Source organism: Streptomyces sp. YJ-C3 (assembly GCF_053891275.1).
Genome location: NZ_CM132685.1, coordinates 8,342,879 through 8,359,306, shown reverse-complemented (window position 1 = coordinate 8,359,306; position 16,428 = coordinate 8,342,879). Strand labels below are relative to the sequence as shown.

Annotated in this window: 18 protein-coding genes; 9 read left to right on the top strand and 9 right to left on the bottom strand. The window is 71.3% G+C overall.

Translation table 11 applies throughout. The features are described 5' to 3' along the window. Positions 1-30 precede the first annotated feature (30 nt). The 3 genes from ACVHNB_RS37870 to ACVHNB_RS37860 form a co-directional block, all read right to left on the bottom strand. Complete coding sequence (locus ACVHNB_RS37870; RefSeq protein ID WP_456226907.1) at positions 31-1,317, bottom strand: DUF2637 domain-containing protein; 1,287 nt, start codon at positions 1,315-1,317, stop codon at positions 31-33. Positions 1,318-1,449: 132 nt separating this feature from the next. Then, positions 1,450-2,295 (bottom strand): DUF3558 domain-containing protein, encoded by an 846-nt coding sequence (locus ACVHNB_RS37865; protein WP_456226906.1) that lies wholly within the window; start codon positions 2,293-2,295, stop codon positions 1,450-1,452. Between the two features lie 158 nt (positions 2,296-2,453). Beyond that, on the bottom strand, positions 2,454-3,284 hold the full coding sequence (locus ACVHNB_RS37860) for a DUF3558 domain-containing protein (protein WP_428954072.1): 831 nt from the start codon (positions 3,282-3,284) through the stop codon (positions 2,454-2,456). Between the two features lie 220 nt (positions 3,285-3,504). On the opposite strand from ACVHNB_RS37860, the gene ACVHNB_RS37855 reads away from it, so the two are divergent. Beyond that, positions 3,505-4,698: an RtcB family protein gene (locus ACVHNB_RS37855; protein WP_456226905.1), complete on the top strand. Its 1,194-nt coding sequence runs from the start codon at positions 3,505-3,507 to the stop codon at positions 4,696-4,698. A gap of 633 nt (positions 4,699-5,331) precedes the next feature. On the opposite strand, the gene ACVHNB_RS37850 is transcribed toward ACVHNB_RS37855, so the two are convergent. Further along, entirely contained in the window at positions 5,332-6,225 is an 894-nt protein-coding gene (locus ACVHNB_RS37850; protein WP_456226904.1) for an NADP-dependent oxidoreductase, read from the bottom strand. 148 nt (positions 6,226-6,373) lie between these two features. On the opposite strand from ACVHNB_RS37850, the gene ACVHNB_RS37845 reads away from it, so the two are divergent. Then, the gene (locus ACVHNB_RS37845; RefSeq protein WP_428954076.1) at positions 6,374-6,790 is read left to right on the top strand and encodes a winged helix-turn-helix transcriptional regulator; all 417 of its coding nucleotides are present in this window, start codon (positions 6,374-6,376) and stop codon (positions 6,788-6,790) included. 31 nt (positions 6,791-6,821) lie between these two features. Here the strand turns inward: ACVHNB_RS37845 and ACVHNB_RS37840 are convergent, their stop codons facing one another. Beyond that, on the bottom strand, positions 6,822-7,277 hold the full coding sequence (locus ACVHNB_RS37840; protein ID WP_428954077.1) for a hypothetical protein: 456 nt from the start codon (positions 7,275-7,277) through the stop codon (positions 6,822-6,824). A gap of 82 nt (positions 7,278-7,359) precedes the next feature. On the opposite strand from ACVHNB_RS37840, the gene ACVHNB_RS37835 reads away from it, so the two are divergent. From ACVHNB_RS37835 to ACVHNB_RS37820, 4 genes are read left to right on the top strand one after another with little or no spacing between them, the layout of a single operon-like run. After that, positions 7,360-7,695, top strand: coding sequence for a YnfA family protein (locus ACVHNB_RS37835; RefSeq protein ID WP_428954078.1), 336 nt, complete (start codon positions 7,360-7,362; stop codon positions 7,693-7,695). 55 nt (positions 7,696-7,750) lie between these two features. Further along, positions 7,751-8,518, top strand: a complete 768-nt coding sequence (locus tag ACVHNB_RS37830; RefSeq protein ID WP_428954079.1) for an SDR family NAD(P)-dependent oxidoreductase — start codon at positions 7,751-7,753, stop codon at positions 8,516-8,518. Further along, a complete protein-coding gene (locus ACVHNB_RS37825; RefSeq protein WP_428954080.1) occupies positions 8,508-8,681 on the top strand; it encodes a hypothetical protein in 174 nt (57 codons plus the stop codon). The genes ACVHNB_RS37830 and ACVHNB_RS37825 overlap by 11 nt, the downstream gene beginning before the upstream one ends. A 20-nt stretch (positions 8,682-8,701) precedes the next feature. After that, entirely contained in the window at positions 8,702-9,133 is a 432-nt protein-coding gene (locus tag ACVHNB_RS37820) for a GNAT family N-acetyltransferase (protein ID WP_428954081.1), read from the top strand. Here ACVHNB_RS37820 and ACVHNB_RS37815 read toward each other — a convergent pair. Next, entirely contained in the window at positions 9,130-9,957 is an 828-nt protein-coding gene (locus ACVHNB_RS37815) for an AraC family transcriptional regulator (protein ID WP_428954082.1), read from the bottom strand. The two genes, ACVHNB_RS37820 and ACVHNB_RS37815, sit on opposite strands and share 4 nt — an antisense overlap. A 79-nt stretch (positions 9,958-10,036) precedes the next feature. Here ACVHNB_RS37815 and ACVHNB_RS37810 point away from each other — a divergent pair, with 79 nt between their 5' ends. From ACVHNB_RS37810 to ACVHNB_RS37800, 3 genes are all read left to right on the top strand, one after another. Continuing rightward, on the top strand, positions 10,037-10,633 hold the full coding sequence (locus ACVHNB_RS37810) for a TIGR03086 family metal-binding protein (RefSeq protein ID WP_428954083.1): 597 nt from the start codon (positions 10,037-10,039) through the stop codon (positions 10,631-10,633). Between the two features lie 181 nt (positions 10,634-10,814). Further along, positions 10,815-11,912, top strand: coding sequence for an LLM class flavin-dependent oxidoreductase (locus ACVHNB_RS37805; RefSeq protein WP_428954084.1), 1,098 nt, complete (start codon positions 10,815-10,817; stop codon positions 11,910-11,912). After that, positions 11,909-12,562, top strand: coding sequence for a CE1759 family FMN reductase (locus ACVHNB_RS37800; RefSeq protein ID WP_456226903.1), 654 nt, complete (start codon positions 11,909-11,911; stop codon positions 12,560-12,562). Before ACVHNB_RS37805 ends, ACVHNB_RS37800 begins: the two co-directional genes overlap by 4 nt. Positions 12,563-12,588: 26 nt before the next feature. Here ACVHNB_RS37800 and ACVHNB_RS37795 read toward each other — a convergent pair whose 3' ends face one another. From ACVHNB_RS37795 to ACVHNB_RS37785, 3 genes are all read right to left on the bottom strand, one after another. Then, positions 12,589-13,383 (bottom strand): SDR family oxidoreductase, encoded by a 795-nt coding sequence (locus ACVHNB_RS37795; RefSeq protein WP_456226902.1) that lies wholly within the window; start codon positions 13,381-13,383, stop codon positions 12,589-12,591. Positions 13,384-13,475: 92 nt separating this feature from the next. Then, complete coding sequence (locus tag ACVHNB_RS37790; protein ID WP_456226901.1) at positions 13,476-14,969, bottom strand: hypothetical protein; 1,494 nt, start codon at positions 14,967-14,969, stop codon at positions 13,476-13,478. A 10-nt stretch (positions 14,970-14,979) separates the two neighbouring features. Further along, a complete protein-coding gene (locus ACVHNB_RS37785) occupies positions 14,980-16,287 on the bottom strand; it encodes a glycosyltransferase family 4 protein (RefSeq protein ID WP_456226900.1) in 1,308 nt (435 codons plus the stop codon). Positions 16,288-16,428: the final 141 nt, after the last annotated feature.

The window sequence follows — 16,428 nt, the reverse complement described above, 5'->3', positions numbered from 1 at the left end:
TGCCGCCCCTTCGGGCCTGTCCTCAGGTTCTCAGGCGATGTGGTCCTCCATCAGCTCCGCGTTGTAGCGGGCCTCGAACTGCTCGGCGTAGCGGTTCACGTCCCGCGGCTGGAGCCGGAGGCCGAACGAATCCTCCACGTCCGCGGCGAACCTCCCCGGCGACGGCACACCCTCGCCCTGTATGGCCTGCCGGTAGACCCGGTACAGATCCTCCTCGGTCGGCGCCGCAGCCTCCACCTCCTGGATGCCCTCACCCAGCGGACGCGTCCCACCGGCCCCGTTCGGCACCGGGAACTCCGGCTCCACGAACTCCGGCTCCACGAAACCCTGCTCCGGCACCGGCTCGGGCTCCGCAGCCCGCGGCCGCGGCACCGGGATCTGCTGCGGCTGATCCTCGTACCAGCCCTGATGCTCCTGCTCCGGGACGTACGTCGGGTCGTAGCCGCCCTGATACTGCTGCGCCTGCGGCGGCGTCGCGAACCACTGGCTCGGAGCCTCCTCGACAGCCTCCGCCGACGCCTCCACCGGCGCCTCCACCGGAGCGGTCGGCGCGACCGGCGCAACAGGCGCCACCGGCGCCGACCGCTCCAGCTCCGGGGCCACCGGCCTCGGCGGCAGCAACTGCGGCTCGATCCCGGCCGCCGCCAGACCCGACGGAGCCGTCTCCGCCAACGGCACCCCGTACCGCGCCAGCCGCAACGGCATCAGCGACTCCACCGGAGCCTTACGCCGCCACGCCCGCCCGAACCGCGACCGCAGCCGCGCCTGATACACCAACCGCTCCTGCTCCAGCTTGATCACCGCGTCGTACGACCGCAGCTCCCACAGCTTCATCCGCCGCCACAACAGGAACGTCGGCACCGGAGACAGCAGCCAGCGCGTGATGCGCACGCCCTCCATGTGCTTGTCCGCCGTGATATCCGCGATCCGCCCGATCGCATGCCGCGCCGCCTCCACCGCGACCACGAACAGAATCGGGATCACGGCGTGCATCCCCGTGCCCAACGGGTCCGGCCACGCCGCCGCACCGTTGAACGCGATCGTCGCCGCCGTCAGCAGCCACGCCGTCTGACGCAGCAGCGGGAACGGGATCCGGATCCACGTCAGCAGCAGGTCCAGCGCGAGCAGCACACAGATACCGGCGTCGATACCGATCGGGAAGACATAACTGAAGTTCCCGAAGCCCTTCTTGAGAGCCAGCTCACGCACAGCCGCGTACGAACCGGCGAAACCGATCCCAGCGATGATCACTGCCCCGGCGACGACCAGGCCCACGAGTATCCGGTGCGTCCGTGTCAACTTCAGTGGCGCGGCCACTCCAGTTCCCCTCCCAGTTCGGCATGTTGCGCCCAACAGACTGGCACATGCATGCGGAGGGCCGCGTGCCGGTACGCCAGGAGCCCGGCACCCAAAAGGGGCCGGGCTCCTCAAACCACGGGGAAACAGCGACTACTTGTCCTTCGCGTCGTCCTTCGAAGACGCCTTCCCGGAAGCCGACGCGGAAGCCTTCGGCTTCCCCGAGGACGACTGCGACGCCGACGGCGAACCGCTCCGCGCCGCATCCTTCGCCGAATCCGCGAGCGAAGCCACGGCCTCCTTCGCCGCCTTCTCCGCGTCCTTCGACAGCCCGTCCGCGTCCGGCGTCTTCTCGCCCGCGAGCCCCGAACCGTTGTAGTTGACCGTCACCACCACGTTGTCCACGCGCGAGACGACCGTCTGCTGCTTGGACGTGACGTCCTTCTTCTTCTCCTTGTACGTGCTGTCGAAGCGCACCAGCGTCGCCTCGTCACCCGTACCCGACACCGGCGACGTCTTCACGCTCTTCGCGCCCTCCGTCGCCTGCGCGTCCTTGACCTGCTTCGCGTAGTACGCCGACGCCAGCTTGTCACCGCTGCCCCGGTTCACATCCGAGTCGAACCGGACCATCGAGACATTCAGCCAACGGAACTGGGACCCCTTGACCCCATTGTTCTCCAGGCTCGACCACGAACAGCTCGCCCGTGTCGACTCGTCGTCCGACGCACCCGCCTTGCTGTCACCCTTCGGCACCAGATCGCCCAGCGTCTTCTTCGAGATCGCCGAGCACGCCTGCGGCAACGCCTTGTACGTCGCCGGCGCCACCTTCTTCGCCGCGTCCTTCGCGGTCGAGGCGGACGCCTTCGCCTCCGACCCCTTCTTCGCCCCGTCACCGGAGTCGGAACCCGAGCCGGACGAACAGCCGGCTACGACGAGGACCGCCGGCACGGCGGCTGCGCAGACAAGAGTGCGGGTGAGTCGCTTGGTCGGACGGTGCATGGTTCCTTCACTAGGACGCTGACAGAAGCACGGTCCCGGAAACACAGCGGCTCTTCTTCACACAGCCACCACGAACCCGGGCCCGATGGGCCACCGTACGCCGTGGCCGACCCGCACGCCTCGACTTCCCCACAGCCGCGACGGCCCCCCGACCCGCCCTACTCGCCGAACTTCCCGACCAGCTTCTGCGCCAGTTCCAGCGCCGTGTCCTGCATTTCCTTGCTGTCCGGCACCTCACCGGGCGCCCCCGGCTGCGCCATGTACTGGACAGTCACCAACGCGTTCGACGTGCGGAACACCACAGTCACCGTCCGGCTCCGGGACGCCGAAGGACCCGACAGCGCATCATCGACGAACGCCTCGTCGCCGAGCCCGTCCAGCGTCCGCGGCTGCAGCTCCGACGGCGACACCGACGACGACGGCGAGGCGGACGACGAGACCGCCGCCCCGCTCGGCCCGTCCTTCGGAGCACCCGAATCCTGCGCCGCGTCCGAACCCTCCGGCTCCGCCGCGGACCCCGTCGACGACGGAGCCGGCAGATCGGCACGCTCCTGCTTCGCGGCGAACACACCCTCAGCGCTCGAGTCGTCACTGACCGCCGCGTCGTACGACACCACCCGCTCGAAATCCAGCGTCAGCCGGTGCGTGCCGCCCAGCGCCGAATCGTCCTTCCACCCGCACCCCGCGCGCCGGTCCGTGTCATAGGTGGACGTCGCCGTGCCCTCGTACGCCTTCTCCCGCTGCCGCTCGTCCGGCAGCTTCGCGATACCGGGGAGCATCTTGTCCAGGATCGCCTGATCGGGCTGGCTGCACGGCTCCGGCAGCGTCCGGTACCTGCCGGGCTGCGCGGACGACGCCGAGGAGCTCACCTCGCCCGGCTTGGAGTCGTCCACGCCGCTGTCGGAACCGGAGCTCCCGCTGCACCCGGTGAGCAACGCCGTCAGGAGCACGGCGACGCCGGGTACGTACGCGTACGACTTCCGCTGCACCGTAAGGCTCCTCTCGGCGGGTTACGCCTGGTTAATCGGTTGCCGCGACAGGGCCACCAGTGACGACAATGTCTATCGCACGCACCGCCGTGGACGCTGGTCCGGCATCCCTTTCGTCGACCTTGGCTCCGGTATTTGCGCTATCCAACTTCACGTCCAATAAATCCAGTTGATCCATCTAGTCCAGTTGCTTGAGCCAGGCCGATTTTCGGGGGATTTCATGTCGTATGTAGAGGTATCCGGCGCCAAGGTGCCCATCCGGATGTGGGCGGACCCCGCCTCCGTCGAGGACGCCGCGATGCAGCAGCTCCGCAACGTGGCGACCCTCCCCTGGATCAAGGGCCTCGCCGTCATGCCGGACGTCCACTACGGCAAGGGCGCGACGGTCGGCTCGGTGATCGCGATGCAGGGAGCGGTGTGCCCGGCGGCGGTCGGGGTCGACATCGGCTGCGGGATGAGCGCGGTGAAGACGTCGCTCACGGCGAACGACCTGCCGGGGGACCTGTCGCGGCTGCGGTCGAAGATCGAGCAGGCGATTCCGGTGGGCCGGGGAATGCATGACGACCCCGTCGACCCGGGCCGGCTGCACGGGTTCGCCACGGGCGGCTGGGACGACTTCTGGGGGCGGTTCGACGGGGTTGCCGAGTCCGTGAAGTTCCGGGAGGGGCGGGCTGTGCGGCAGATGGGGACACTTGGGTCGGGAAATCACTTTTGGGAACTCTGTGTAGATGCGTCAGATTCTGTATGGATCATGTTGCACTCGGGCTCCCGGAACATCGGCAAGGAACTTGCGGACCACCACATCGGGGTCGCGCAGGGCCTGCCCCACAATCAGGGTCTGGTCGACCGGGACCTGGCGGTCTTCGTGGCGGACACGCCGCAGATGGCGGCCTACCGCAACGACCTGTACTGGGCACAGGAGTACGCCAAGTACAACCGGTCGATCATGATGGCGCTCTCGAAGGACGTTGTCCGGCGAGAGTTCAAGAAGGCGAAGGTCACCTTCGAGCCCGAGATAAGTGCTCACCACAACTACGTCAGCGAAGAGCGCTACGACGGCATGGACCTGCTGGTCACCCGTAAGGGAGCGATCCGCGCGGGTTCGGGCGAGTACGGGATCATCCCGGGCTCCATGGGCACGGGTTCGTACATCGTGAAGGGTCTCGGCAACGCGGCGTCCTTCAACTCCGCGTCGCACGGCGCGGGCCGGAAGATGAGCCGGAACGCGGCGAAGAAGCGGTTCTCGACGCGCGACCTGGAGGAGCAGACGCGGGGCGTGGAGTGCCGTAAGGACTCCGGCGTCGTGGACGAGATCCCGGGCGCGTACAAGCCGATCGAGCAGGTCATCGACCAGCAGCGGGACCTGGTGGAGGTCGTGGCGAAGCTGAAGCAGGTCGTCTGTGTGAAGGGCTGAACGGATGGAAGGGCCCGAGCCGTTGGCGGCTCGGGCCCTTCTGGCTGTTGCGGCATCGGTACCTGCCCCGTGCGCAGTCGCCAGAGACGCAAGCTGCAGCTCTGGAGGGAACGGCCCAGTTCTTCGGCGGCGCTGGTGGGGTTGTTGTGCCTGAGCAGCGCTCGGTCCTCCCACTCCTTCCAGCGACGCCGGTTCGGCGAGGACTTCATGCCGGCCGGGCGCACCCAGTCGCGCAGGGATGTCGCTGCTGCCTCCTTCCGCCCCAGAGCAAGGCAGCCTGGATAGTAGAAGTGCGCCGCCAGTTCTTGGGACGCCTCTTTCCAGTACATGACGTTGTAGATCCCGTCCCGCTGATTGCGGCTTGGATGCCGTGAGGCGCCCGTGATCTTCTTGGCGTAGAAGCAGAAGTAGGCGGCGATGGCAGTGCTCGCTGTCGTGAGCGAGATGAACGGCAGCCCCTGTTTGGTGTAGCCGACCGAGCCGTCCGCGTCGATCACGCCCCGCAGATAGTCGCGGCGTGAGAAGGGGACGTCTCGCGGCGGCGTGATCCGTTTGGATTTCCGTCCGTACGGCAGCCCGAGCTCGTTGAGCTTGGTACGCGCTTCCAAGGAGCAGCCCAGGAGGGGCGAGCGATCAGGGGATCAGCACCAGGCGGCCCCGCACTCCACCCTCGGCCAGCCTGGCGTGGGCCTTTGGTGCGTCGGTGAGGGGGTACGTCTCCGCGATGCGCGGGGTCAGGACGCCCTCGTCGGTCAGGCGGACGAGTTCCGCGAGGCGCTTGCCGTCCGCGGCCACCTCGACGGCGGCGGTGCGCACCCCGCGTTCCGGGGCCGGTGCGGTTCCGGGGATGACGCCGATGTAGGCGCCGCCGTCGCGGACCCAGGCCAGGGCCTCGGTGCCGAGTACGGCCGCGTCGAGGACGGCGTCGAAGGGGGTGGGCGGTGTCTGGCCGCGCGGTACGAAGCCGGTCGCGCCCAGGGTGCGGGTCAGTGCCTCGTCGGCCTCGCCCGCGTAGGCCGTGACCTGGATGCCCTGGTGGGCGGCGAGCTGGATCGCGTAGCCGCCGAGCGCGCCCGCCGCGCCGGTGACGAGGAGGGACTGGCCTTCCTTGAGGGCGAGTCGGTCGAGCGCCTGGGCCGCGGTGAGGGTGTTGAGGGGGAGCGTGGCGGCGTGCGGCAGGTCCACGGAGGTCGGGGCCGGGGCCGTCGCCGAGGCGTCGACGACCACGTAATCGGCGTGTGTGCCAAGGGGCTTGGCGATGCCGTGGAGGAGGGCGACGACTTGGTCGCCGGGGTGCCGGCCGGTGGCCGCGTCCGCCGCGTCGACGGTGCCGGCGACGTCCCAGCCGAGACCGAGCTGCTGGCCGGCGCCGCCGAAGGCTCCGGCGCGCACGCCCGCGTCGACCGGGTTGAGGGCGGCGGCGGCGACCTTGATCCGGATCTGGCCGGCGGCCGGTTCGGGTCGCTCGACGTCCGCGATCTCGACCGCTTCCGGGCCGCCGAACGACGTCACTACTGCTGCTCGCATGACAACTCCATTGTTTTTCAGGTGAGTTGGGGTGGGAGTGAGGTGCTTTCGATTTCGTTGTCATGACCCTAGGGAGTGTTACTCTCTTTTGGTAAGTACGTACCTGGAGGTGCGTACGTCACCGGGAAGTGCGCAGGGGCGGAGTGTCATGGCGACGATGACGGCGGCGCAGCGCCGCGAGCGGGCGCGGTTCGCGTACGACGCGTTCTTGCGGGAGTGCCCGACCAATCAGCTGCTGGCGCGGCTGAGCGACAAGTGGGTGAGCCTGGTCGTCAGCGCGCTCGCCGGGCACGACGGGCCGATGCGGTACTCGGATCTCGGCCGGAAGATCGCGGGCGTGAGCCAGAAGATGCTGACGCAGACGCTGCGGGCGCTGGAGCGCGACGGCATCGTGGCGCGGAGTGTGACGCCGTCGGTGCCGGTGCGGGTCGATTACGAACTGACGGAGCTGGGCCGGAGTCTGAGCGGTCTGCTGCTCGCGGTGAAGGACTGGGCGGAGTCGCACATGGACGAGGTGGCGGTAGCGCGCGAGCGGTACGACGAGGATGCGGCGGCCGTCGGGTGAGCGTTCGGAAGCGTCAGAGGCAGGAGCAGCGTCAGAAGTAGTAGGTGTCGCCGGTGTCGAGGACCAGGACCTGGTGCCGGTCGTTGTCCGGGTTGTGGTCGGCGGGTCCGCCGCTCCAGGTGGTGTCGATCCGGACGGTGACCTCGCTGGGCGTGTCGGCGAGCCGGATCCGGACGGTGAGCGGGGTGCCGTGCGCGGCGGCGGGCAGGGCTCCGGTGCGGCAGGAGACGGTGCGCGGGGCGCTGCGCAGGCAGCCGTCGGGCAGGGTCTGGGTGTCGGCCAGCGGGCTGGACCAGGCGAGGCGCACGGTGGCGTCGGGCACGTCGAAGGGGCCGTGGTTCTGCGGGGTGAGGGCGATGGTGACGTGGCCGCCGGTCATGGTGACGCGGCCGTGGTAGGCGAGGTCGGCCTCGGGGGCCGGGTCGTCTGCGGGTGCCGCGAGGGCGGCGGCCAGGGCCAGGGCCGTGGGGGCGAGCGCGAGCTGCATGGGGACCTCCGGACGAAGGGGCGAGCGGCCGATCTATCCCACGTGAGGGGTCCCGCGACACGTACGTGACACCCTGTGGCCCATGCTCGTCGCCCGTTCCGTGTCGTTGTTCGTGCTCGCTGCCCTGTTCGAGATCGGCGGTGCGTGGCTGGTGTGGCAGGGGGTGCGGGAGCACCGCGGGTGGGTGTGGATCGGGGCGGGGGTGATCGCGCTCGGTCTGTACGGGTTCGTGGCGACGCTGCAGCCGGATGCCGAGTTCGGGCGGATCCTGGCGGCGTACGGCGGGGTGTTCGTGGCGGGTTCGATCGCGTGGGGCGTGGTCGCGGACGGGTACCGGCCGACCCGCTGGGACGTGGTCGGCGCGCTGATCTGTCTGGCCGGGATGGCTGTGATCATGTACGCGCCCCGGGGTGACTGAGGCGGCGGCCTATCCTGGGCCGGAAGCGACCACACGTACGTACGAGGAGTAGCCCATGGCCCCCGCAGCCGCATCCCGCATCGCCGTCGTCACGGGTGCCAGCAGCGGTATCGGTGCCGCGACCGCGCGGCAGCTGGCCGCGGCCGGGTACCGGGTGGTGCTGACGGCCCGCCGCAAGGACCGCATCGAGGCGCTGGCGGAGGAGATCAACGCGGCCGGGCACCAGGCCGCGGCGTACGCCCTGGACATCACCGACCGGGCGGCCGTGGACGAGTTCGCGACGGCGTTCAAGACGGTCGGGGTGCTGGTGAACAACGCGGGCGGGGCGCTCGGTGCGGACCCGGTGGCGTCCGGTGACCCGGAGCAGTGGCGGCAGATGTACGAGACGAACGTCATCGGCACGCTGAACGTCACCCAGGCCCTGCTGCCGGCGCTGACCGCGTCGGGCGACGGTACGGTCGTCGTTCTGTCCTCGACCGCGGGGCACGGTACGTACGAGGGGGGCGGCGGGTACGTGGCCGCGAAGCACGCCGAGCACGTGCTCGCGGAGACGCTGCGTCTGGAGATCGTGGGCACGCCGGTGCGGGTGATCGAGGTGGCGCCCGGCATGGTGAAGACGGACGAGTTCGCGCTGACCCGGTTCGGCGGGGACGCGGAGAAGGCGGCGAAGGTGTACGCGGGTGTCGCCGAGCCGCTGACGGCGGACGATGTCGCGGAGACGATCACCTGGGCGGTGACCCGGCCCAGTCATGTGAACATCGATCTGCTGGTGGTCCGGCCGCGTGCCCAGGCCTCCAACACCAAGGTCCACCGTGAGCGGTGACGCGCCGGATCCCCTGGACGCGTTGCAGCGGGAGTACGACGAGCGGCGGCTCGCCCAGGAGAAGAAGGGCGAGCGGTACATGTGGTGGTACCTGGGCTACTTCCTCTTCGGTATCCACCTCGTGGCGTTCGTGATGATCTACGCGATCAAGCACGCCCAGTAGGGCGGCCGTAGAGTTCCGGCATGAAGATCGTCGACCTTGAGCCCGGGGACGCGCGCCTGGCGTCCGAAGTGCTGCCGGTGCTGCGCGAGCTGCGCCCGCATCTGACCGAGGAGCTGTTCGGCGAGGTGTACGCCGAGGGGCACGGGCAGGGGCTGCGGTTCAGTGCCGCTTATGCGGATGACGGGGCGTGCGTCGGTGTCGCCGGGTGGCGCGTGCTCGTCAACACCAGTGCGCTGCGCAAGCTGTACGTCGACGACCTGGTGACGTCGGGGGCGGCGCGGTCGGGCGGGGTGGGCCGGGCGCTCCTTGCGCACCTGGAGGAGCGGGCCGTGCGGCTGGGCTGCACGCAGCTGGATCTGGACTCGGGGACGCAGCGCACGGACGCGCACCGGTTCTATCTGCGGGAGCGCATGGCGATCACGTCGTTCCACTTCCGCAAGAAGCTGGGTTAGCCGGTCGGGTACGCGGTGGGCGGGACGCCGACCGTCGCGGTGAAGTCGCGGACGAGGTGGGCCTGGTCCGCGTAGCCGAGGTCGGCGGCCAGGCCGGCCCAGTCGACGCCGGTGCGGGTGCCGGCCGCCTCGACGGCCTCGTGGATGCGGTAGCGCAGGATGCACCATTTGGGGCTGACGCCGACGTATGCGGTGAACAGCCGTTGCAGTGAGCGCACCGACATCCGTTCGGTCCGTGCGAGGTCGGCGACGCGGCGCACGTCGCGCTCGGCGCGGATCCGGGCGACGAGGCCGCGCGCGAGCTCGGCCTGCGGGTCGGGGCGTGCGGGGGCGAAGGACAGCAGGTAGGTGTCGAGGGCGGCGACCCGGTCCCGGTCCTCGGCGGGGGAGACGACGGCGGTCACGTCGGTGGGCGGGAACACGTCCTCGTACGGCAGGACGCGTCCGGTCCAGTCGGCGACCGGCACGTCCGGCACGAACGGCCGGAACGATCCCGGCCAGAACTTGGCCCCGCACACCCGGCCGCGGCCGCCGATCTTGCGGGTGTACAGCCCCGGCGCGAAGACGCCGGTGAGCTCGCCGTACGGCTGCGCTGTCCCCGTGTCGTCCTGGTCCCACTGGAACGTGAGGTTCACGGACGGGTGCGGGACGACGTGCGAGGCGTAGGGCGCGGGCAGGTCCCAGTCGATGAACCAGTAGTTCTCCACGTACGGGCGCAGCGCCTGTGCGGGCTCGTGCCGCCGGAACCGCACGGCGCTGAGCAGTGCGGACGGGTCGACGATCCCGCGGGTGTCCTGGTGGGGTGCGGACGGGTCCCGGTCCATGCCGGGATCGTACGGCGGGGCACCGACAGCGTCGCGTTTGTTCAAGAGGTGCGGGGCGGCGGGCTCGTACGGTCGGGTCATGGACGCACAGGAGCAGGAGAAGGCGTACGGGATCGGTGAGCTGATGGGGCTGTCGGCGGCGCGGGCCGTGCCGGTCGTGGCCGGTATCGGTGACGGGGCGCTGGCCGGGCCCACCCCGTGCGCGGAGTACGACGTGAAGGGCCTGGTGAACCATCTGTTCCAGGTGGTCGTGGAGTTCCAGAAGCTGGCTGTGAAGGAGGACTCCGACTTCACGTCGACGCCGGACCGGGTGGGGCGGGGTGCGGACTGGCGGGAGCGGTTCGCGGGGGAGGCGCAGGCGCTGGTGGCGGCGTGGTCGGCGCCGGGCGCGGAGGACGGGGTGAGCGGCGCGATGAAGATGCCGGCGCGGCTGGTCGGTGCGATGGCGCTGCTGGATCTGACCGTGCACGCGTGGGATCTGGCGCGGGCCACGGGCCAGGCGTACGAGGTGGCGCCGCAGGTCGTGGGTCCGCTCGCGGACGCGGTGGCGGAGCTGGGGCCGACGGCCAAGGAGATGGGCGTGTTCGGGGCCCCGGTGGAGGTCGGCGAGCAGGCTCCGCCCTTCTTCCGGCTCCTGGCGGCGACGGGCCGTGACCCGTACGTGGCCGTCCCGTAGGGGCGCGGGTCTCGCCTCGTCGTCTGCCTGATCTTGTCGTGGGGCGTCTGCGGCCCACCGGCCCGCGGCCCGCGACGCGATGGTCAGGCCGCGGGCGCTTCCCGACCACCGGGAATAGCCGGCCCGCGCTCACCGTTCCGGGGTATAGTTGAACAATCAACAACCCGGGAGGGTGAGCAGCATGCAGTTCGGGATCTTCACCGTCGGCGATGTCACGACCGACCCGACGACGGGCCGGACGCCCAGCGAGCACGAGCGCATCAAGGCGATGCTCGCCATCGCGCAGAAGGCCGAGGAGGTCGGCCTCGACGTCTTCGCCACCGGTGAGCACCACAACCCGCCGTTCGTCCCCTCCTCGCCCACGACGATGCTCGGCTACATCGCCGCGCGCACCGAGAACCTGATCCTGTCCACCTCCACGACGCTGATCACGACGAACGACCCGGTGAAGATCGCCGAGGACTTCGCGATGCTCCAGCACGTCGCCGAGGGCCGCGTCGACGTGATGATGGGCCGCGGCAACACCGGCCCGGTCTACCCCTGGTTCGGCAAGGACATCCGCGACGGCATCGACCTCGCGATCGAGAACTACGCGCTGCTGCGCCGCCTGTGGGACGAGGACGTCGTCACCTGGAAGGGCAAGTTCCGCACGCCGCTGCAGTCCTTCACCTCGACCCCGCGCCCGCTGGACGGCGTCGCGCCGTTCGTCTGGCACGGCTCCATCCGCTCCCCGGAGATCGCCGAGCAGGCCGCGTACTACGGCGACGGCTTCTTCCACAACAACATCTTCTGGCCCGCCAGCCACACCAAGCAGATGGTGAACCTGTACCGCCAGCGCTACGCCCACTACGGGCACGGCACCCCCGAGCAGGCCATCGTCGGTCTCGGCGGCCAGGTCTTCATGCGGAAGAACTCGCAGGACGCGGTGCGCGAGTTCCGTCCGTACTTCGACAACGCGCCGGTCTACGGCCACGGCCCGTCGCTGGAGGAGTTCACCTCCCAGACGCCGCTGACCGTCGGCTCGCCGCAGGAGGTCATCGAGCGGACCCTGTCCTTCCGTGACTACGTGGGCGACTACCAGCGCCAGTTGTTCCTGATGGACCACGCGGGCCTGCCGCTCAAGACGGTCCTGGAGCAGCTCGACCTGCTCGGCGAGGAGGTCGTGCCGGTGCTGCGCAAGGAGTTCGCGAACCAGCGCCCGGCGAACGTCCCGGACGCGCCGACCCACGCGGCCCGCGTCGCCGCCCAGTCCGATGTCCCTGAAGGGAGTGCGAAGTGAAGCTCGTCGTCGTATCGGCAGGGCTGAGCTCGCCCTCGTCCACGCGGCTGCTCGCTGACCGGCTCGCCGCCGCGACGGCGGGGCACGTCGACGCCGAGGTCGAGGTGATCGAACTGCGGGACCTGGCGACGGAGATCGCCCAGCACTTCGTCACCGGGTTCCCGCCCGCCCGGCTGGCCGCCGCGCTCGACGCGGTGGCCGCCGCGGACGGCCTGATCGCCGTGACGCCGGTGTTCGCGGCGTCGTACAGCGGACTGTTCAAGTCGTTCTTCGACGTCATCGACAAGGACGCGCTGACCGGGAAGCCGGTGCTCGTCGGCGCCACCGGCGGCACCGCCCGGCACTCCCTGGTCACCGAGCACGCCCTGCGCCCGCTCTTCACCTACCTGCGCGCGCTCGTCCTGCCGACCGCCGTGTACGCGGCGTCGGAGGACTGGGGCGACGAGGGTCTCGACCGGCGGATCGCCCGCGCGGGCGGCGAGCTGGCCCGCTTCATGGCGCCGGCCGCCGCGGACGCCGCGCCGGACGTCGACACGGCCGCCGCGATCGCGCCCCGCTCGCTGACGGGGGCGATCACGTCGGTGGACCCGGCGGACGGTTTCGAGGTGGTGCCGTTCGAGCAGCGGCTCGCCGCGCTGCGGGCCGAGTAGCGCCGGGTAGCGCCGAGGAGCAGGGGCTACGCGAGACCGCCGTTGCTCTGCAGCAGCTGGCCGTTGACCCACTGCCCCTGCGGGGAGCACAGGAAGTCGACCAGGTGGGCGGTGTCCTGCGGGGTGCCCAGGCGGCCGAGCGGCGTCGCGTCGCGGATGCGGTCCCGCAGTTCGCCGGTCATCCAGCCGGTGTCCACCGGGCCCGGGTTGACGACATTGGCGGTCACCCCGAGGTGGGCGAGCTCGCGGGCGGCAGCCTGGGTGATGCGGTCCAGGGCGCCCTTGCTCGCGCCGTAGGGGAGGTTGCCCGCCGTGTGGTCGCTGGTGAGAGCGACGATGCGGCCCGTCCCCGGGGTGCCGGTGAAGCGGCGGCCGTACTCGCGGATCAGCAGCCAGGAGGCGCGCGCGTTCACCGCGACATGCCTGTCGAAGCTGTCGACCGTGGTGTCGAGCAGGCCGGAGTCCACCGACTCGCAGTGGCACATCACCAGCGCCGTGACCGGCCCGCCGAGACGGGTCTGCGCCTCGTCGAAGACCCGGGCGGGGGCCGCGGGATCGGCGAGGTCGGCCTCGACGGCGGCGACCGCCGCGCCGCTCTTCGCGAGGGACTCGGTGATCGTCGCGGTCGCGTCCGGCTCGGCGCCCCAGGCCATGCGTGCGTCGTAGGGCGTCCAGTGGGTGAAGGCGATGTCCCACCCGGACGCGGCGAGCTGCCGCGCGACGCCCGCACCGATGCCGACGGTGCGGCCGACACCGGTGACCAGGGCGACGGGGCGGGACGGGGTGCCGGGACGGGCGCCGGGCGCCGGGGTGAAGGTCATCGGGCGATCCTTCCCGTCGGCCGCGGCCCGGGCAACGGATTTGTGCGTGCGTGCCGGACCCCGTGCCCGCGGCGAGATCCGCCGGACGGGCCCTACGGCCCCAGCAGTTGCGGCCGGTACGGCACCGGCGCTTTCCACGCCGTCCAGCCGCCGGTGTGCGGCAGTTCGTACGGGGTCCAGTCGCGGGCGTACCGCGGCGGCCGTGCGCCGGTCTCGGTGAGGATCGCCGTGGGCACCCGGGCGGCGCGGTCCAGCAGGCCGGCGCGGGTCGTCGAGCGGTTGTTGCCCTTCGTCTGCGCCGACGCGCAGCCCGCCGCGTAGCCGATGGGCAGCGCGCGCGGGCCCGTGACCAGGCAGGGCGGTGTCACGCCCATCGCGTGCAGGCCCCGCGCCGCCGCGACGTAGCGGGCGTCGGTCCGCCCCGTCGAGGCGACCTCGCGCTCCAGCACGAGGTACTGCGAGGTGAGCTGGAGCGCGACGAGCACGGCCGCCGCGATCGTGAGGGGCCGCCGACGGCGCAGCCGGCGCACCAGCACCGCCACCGGCAGGGACAGCAGCGCGTACGAGGGCAGCAGGAAGCGCGGCGCCGAGTAGCCGATGAGCAGCAGGTACGGGACCGCCATCGCGGCGGCGCAGATCACCGGCAGGACGGTCGGGGCGGGGCGGCGCTCGCGGAGGGAGACGTACACCGCGGCCGCGGCCAGCAGCGGCAGCGCCAGCCACCACAGGGCGAGTCCGGGCTGGTCCGGGACGCCCGCCGTGCACGGGCGGCACAGCAGCGGGCCGTTCACGGAGCGCCAGGCGGTGTCCAGGTTCAGGTGCAGGCCCATGTCGCCCTCGGTGGCGCTGGACACGCGCAGCCGCTCGCGGACCCCGCCCCAGCGCAGGTACGCCTCGACGATCCACTGGGCGAGCCCCACCACCAGGCCCGCCGCGAGGAACGGCAGGGTGCGCCGCCGCTCGCGGGTGAGCAGGGCGGCGACGGCCAGCGGCCCGCCCAGCCACACCACGTCCGACGCCCGGAACAGCGCCACCGCCGCGACGCAGCCGGCCAGCCACCAGCCCGCGCCGCGGTCCTTGTCCCGCAGGAACCAGCCCACGGCGCCGACCGCGCCGAACGCCACCCACAGGTTGGGCATGGCCATCGCGCCGGACAGCACCGAGATCCACAGCCCGGCGAACAGCAGCGCGGCGAACGCCGTCGTACGGGCCCCGACCAGGGGCCGCCACACCCGGAACGCGGCGTACAGCGCGGCCGACGACAGCACGGCCAGGGCGATGCGGAGCACGACCGTCGAGCCGGTCACCGCGACGAGCGGCGCCGTCAGCAGACTCGTGCCGCGCGAGCGCGGCGCGCTGAAGAAGACGGCCGGGTTGCGGGGGTCGTACTGCGACACGTACACCGACTCGTCCCAGCCGAGACCGTGCCCCAACTGGGTCACGACAAGGGCGAGTTGGGTGATGCAGTAGAGGGCGGCGACGATGCCGAGCCAGGCGTCGCCGCCGGGGCCGGAGCGGGAGACGGGCCGCCACCGGAGCCCGGGGGCCGTCGAGGACCCCGGTGGCGCGGTCGGCTTGGTCGGCATCGCGCGCGTCCTAGGGGTTTGTGGGCTGTGCGGTGCCATGGGCACGACGGCGTCGGCGGTCATGCGGTGTCCCCCCTGGACCGCCCGGCCGCGCACGGCGTACCGAACGGACCATTCTGTGGGCCCGGTTGGCGGCCCGGGCGCGGAACCGTTGCCATGCACGACGACGGCGTGACGCCCGAAGTTCCGTGAAAAGGCGGTCATATCGCGCCACAATGGGCGCCGGGTCGAAGCGTCCGGCCGAGGCGAGCGCTGCCGCGCCCATCTCCTTGCGGCCCGCCTCGTCCTCGATCAGCCCGGCCATCGCCTCGGCGAGGGCCCGCGCGTCACCGACCGGGACCAGGCGTCCGTCGACGCCGTCCGTGACGATCTCGGCGGGCCCCAGCGGCGCGTCCGTGGAGATCACCGGCACCCCGCAGCGCATCGCCTCGACCAGCGTCATCCCGAACGACTCGGCGTCCGACGCGCTCACCACGAGCGACGCCCTGGCGAACTCCGGCTCGATCGGCGACACCGTGCCCATGAGCCGGGCCCGGCCGGTCAGCCCGAGGCCGCCGACCAGGGCCCTCAGATGCGGTTCCTGCGCGCCGCCGCCGTAGATCCGCAGCTCCCAGTCCGGCTCCTGCGCGGCCACCGCCGCGAACGCCTCCAGGAGCAGGTCGTAGCGCTTGCCGGGGACGAGCCGCCCCGCCGCCGCGATGATCTTCGAGGTGCCGTCGGAGGGCGGGACACGGGCCGGCGGCACGATGTTCGGCACGGCTTCCACCCGCACCCCCGGCAGCGGCATCCGCGCCCGGTACACCGCCGCGTCCGCCTCGGTCACCGTCACGACCGCGTCCAGGGCCCGGTAGTGCCGGCCGAGGACCGTGCGCAGCTTCTTGCCGTGCGCGTCGTGCCGCAGGTGCTCCTGCCCGATGCGCAGCGCCCGCCGCGGCCCCCACAGTGCGAGGTAGACGTTGATGCCGGGCCGGGTGCCGACGACGACGTCCGCGGCGCAGCGTTCCTCCAGGTAGGCGCGGACCCGCAGATCGTGCAGGAGCGTGTACTGCTTGTACCGCTTCTCGGCGGCCGGGAAGTCCCTTGACGGCTCCCCGTACTCGGGCCGCCGGGTGTCGTCGCAGCCCGCCCGCGTGTCCACGAGCGGGACGAGCGTGATCCGCGGGTCCACCGCGAACCGGGGGTTCTCGCGGTGCCGCGACATCGACACGATCTCCACCTCGTGGCCGCCGTGCTCCACGAGCGCGGCGGCGAGGTTGAGCGTGGTGCGCACCGTGCCGCCGACGGCGTACACGTTGTGCAGCAGGAACACGATCTTCATACGTAGTGCCTTCCCCGGCGGGCGACCGGTGCGGGCCCGCACATCCCTGGATGTACCGGCACAGCGTGCTGGGAGCAGGTAAGCCGCTGTTCCGCGCCGGGTGAGAGGCGGGTAAGAAGCCCTTTGGCCGACGCCCGATCG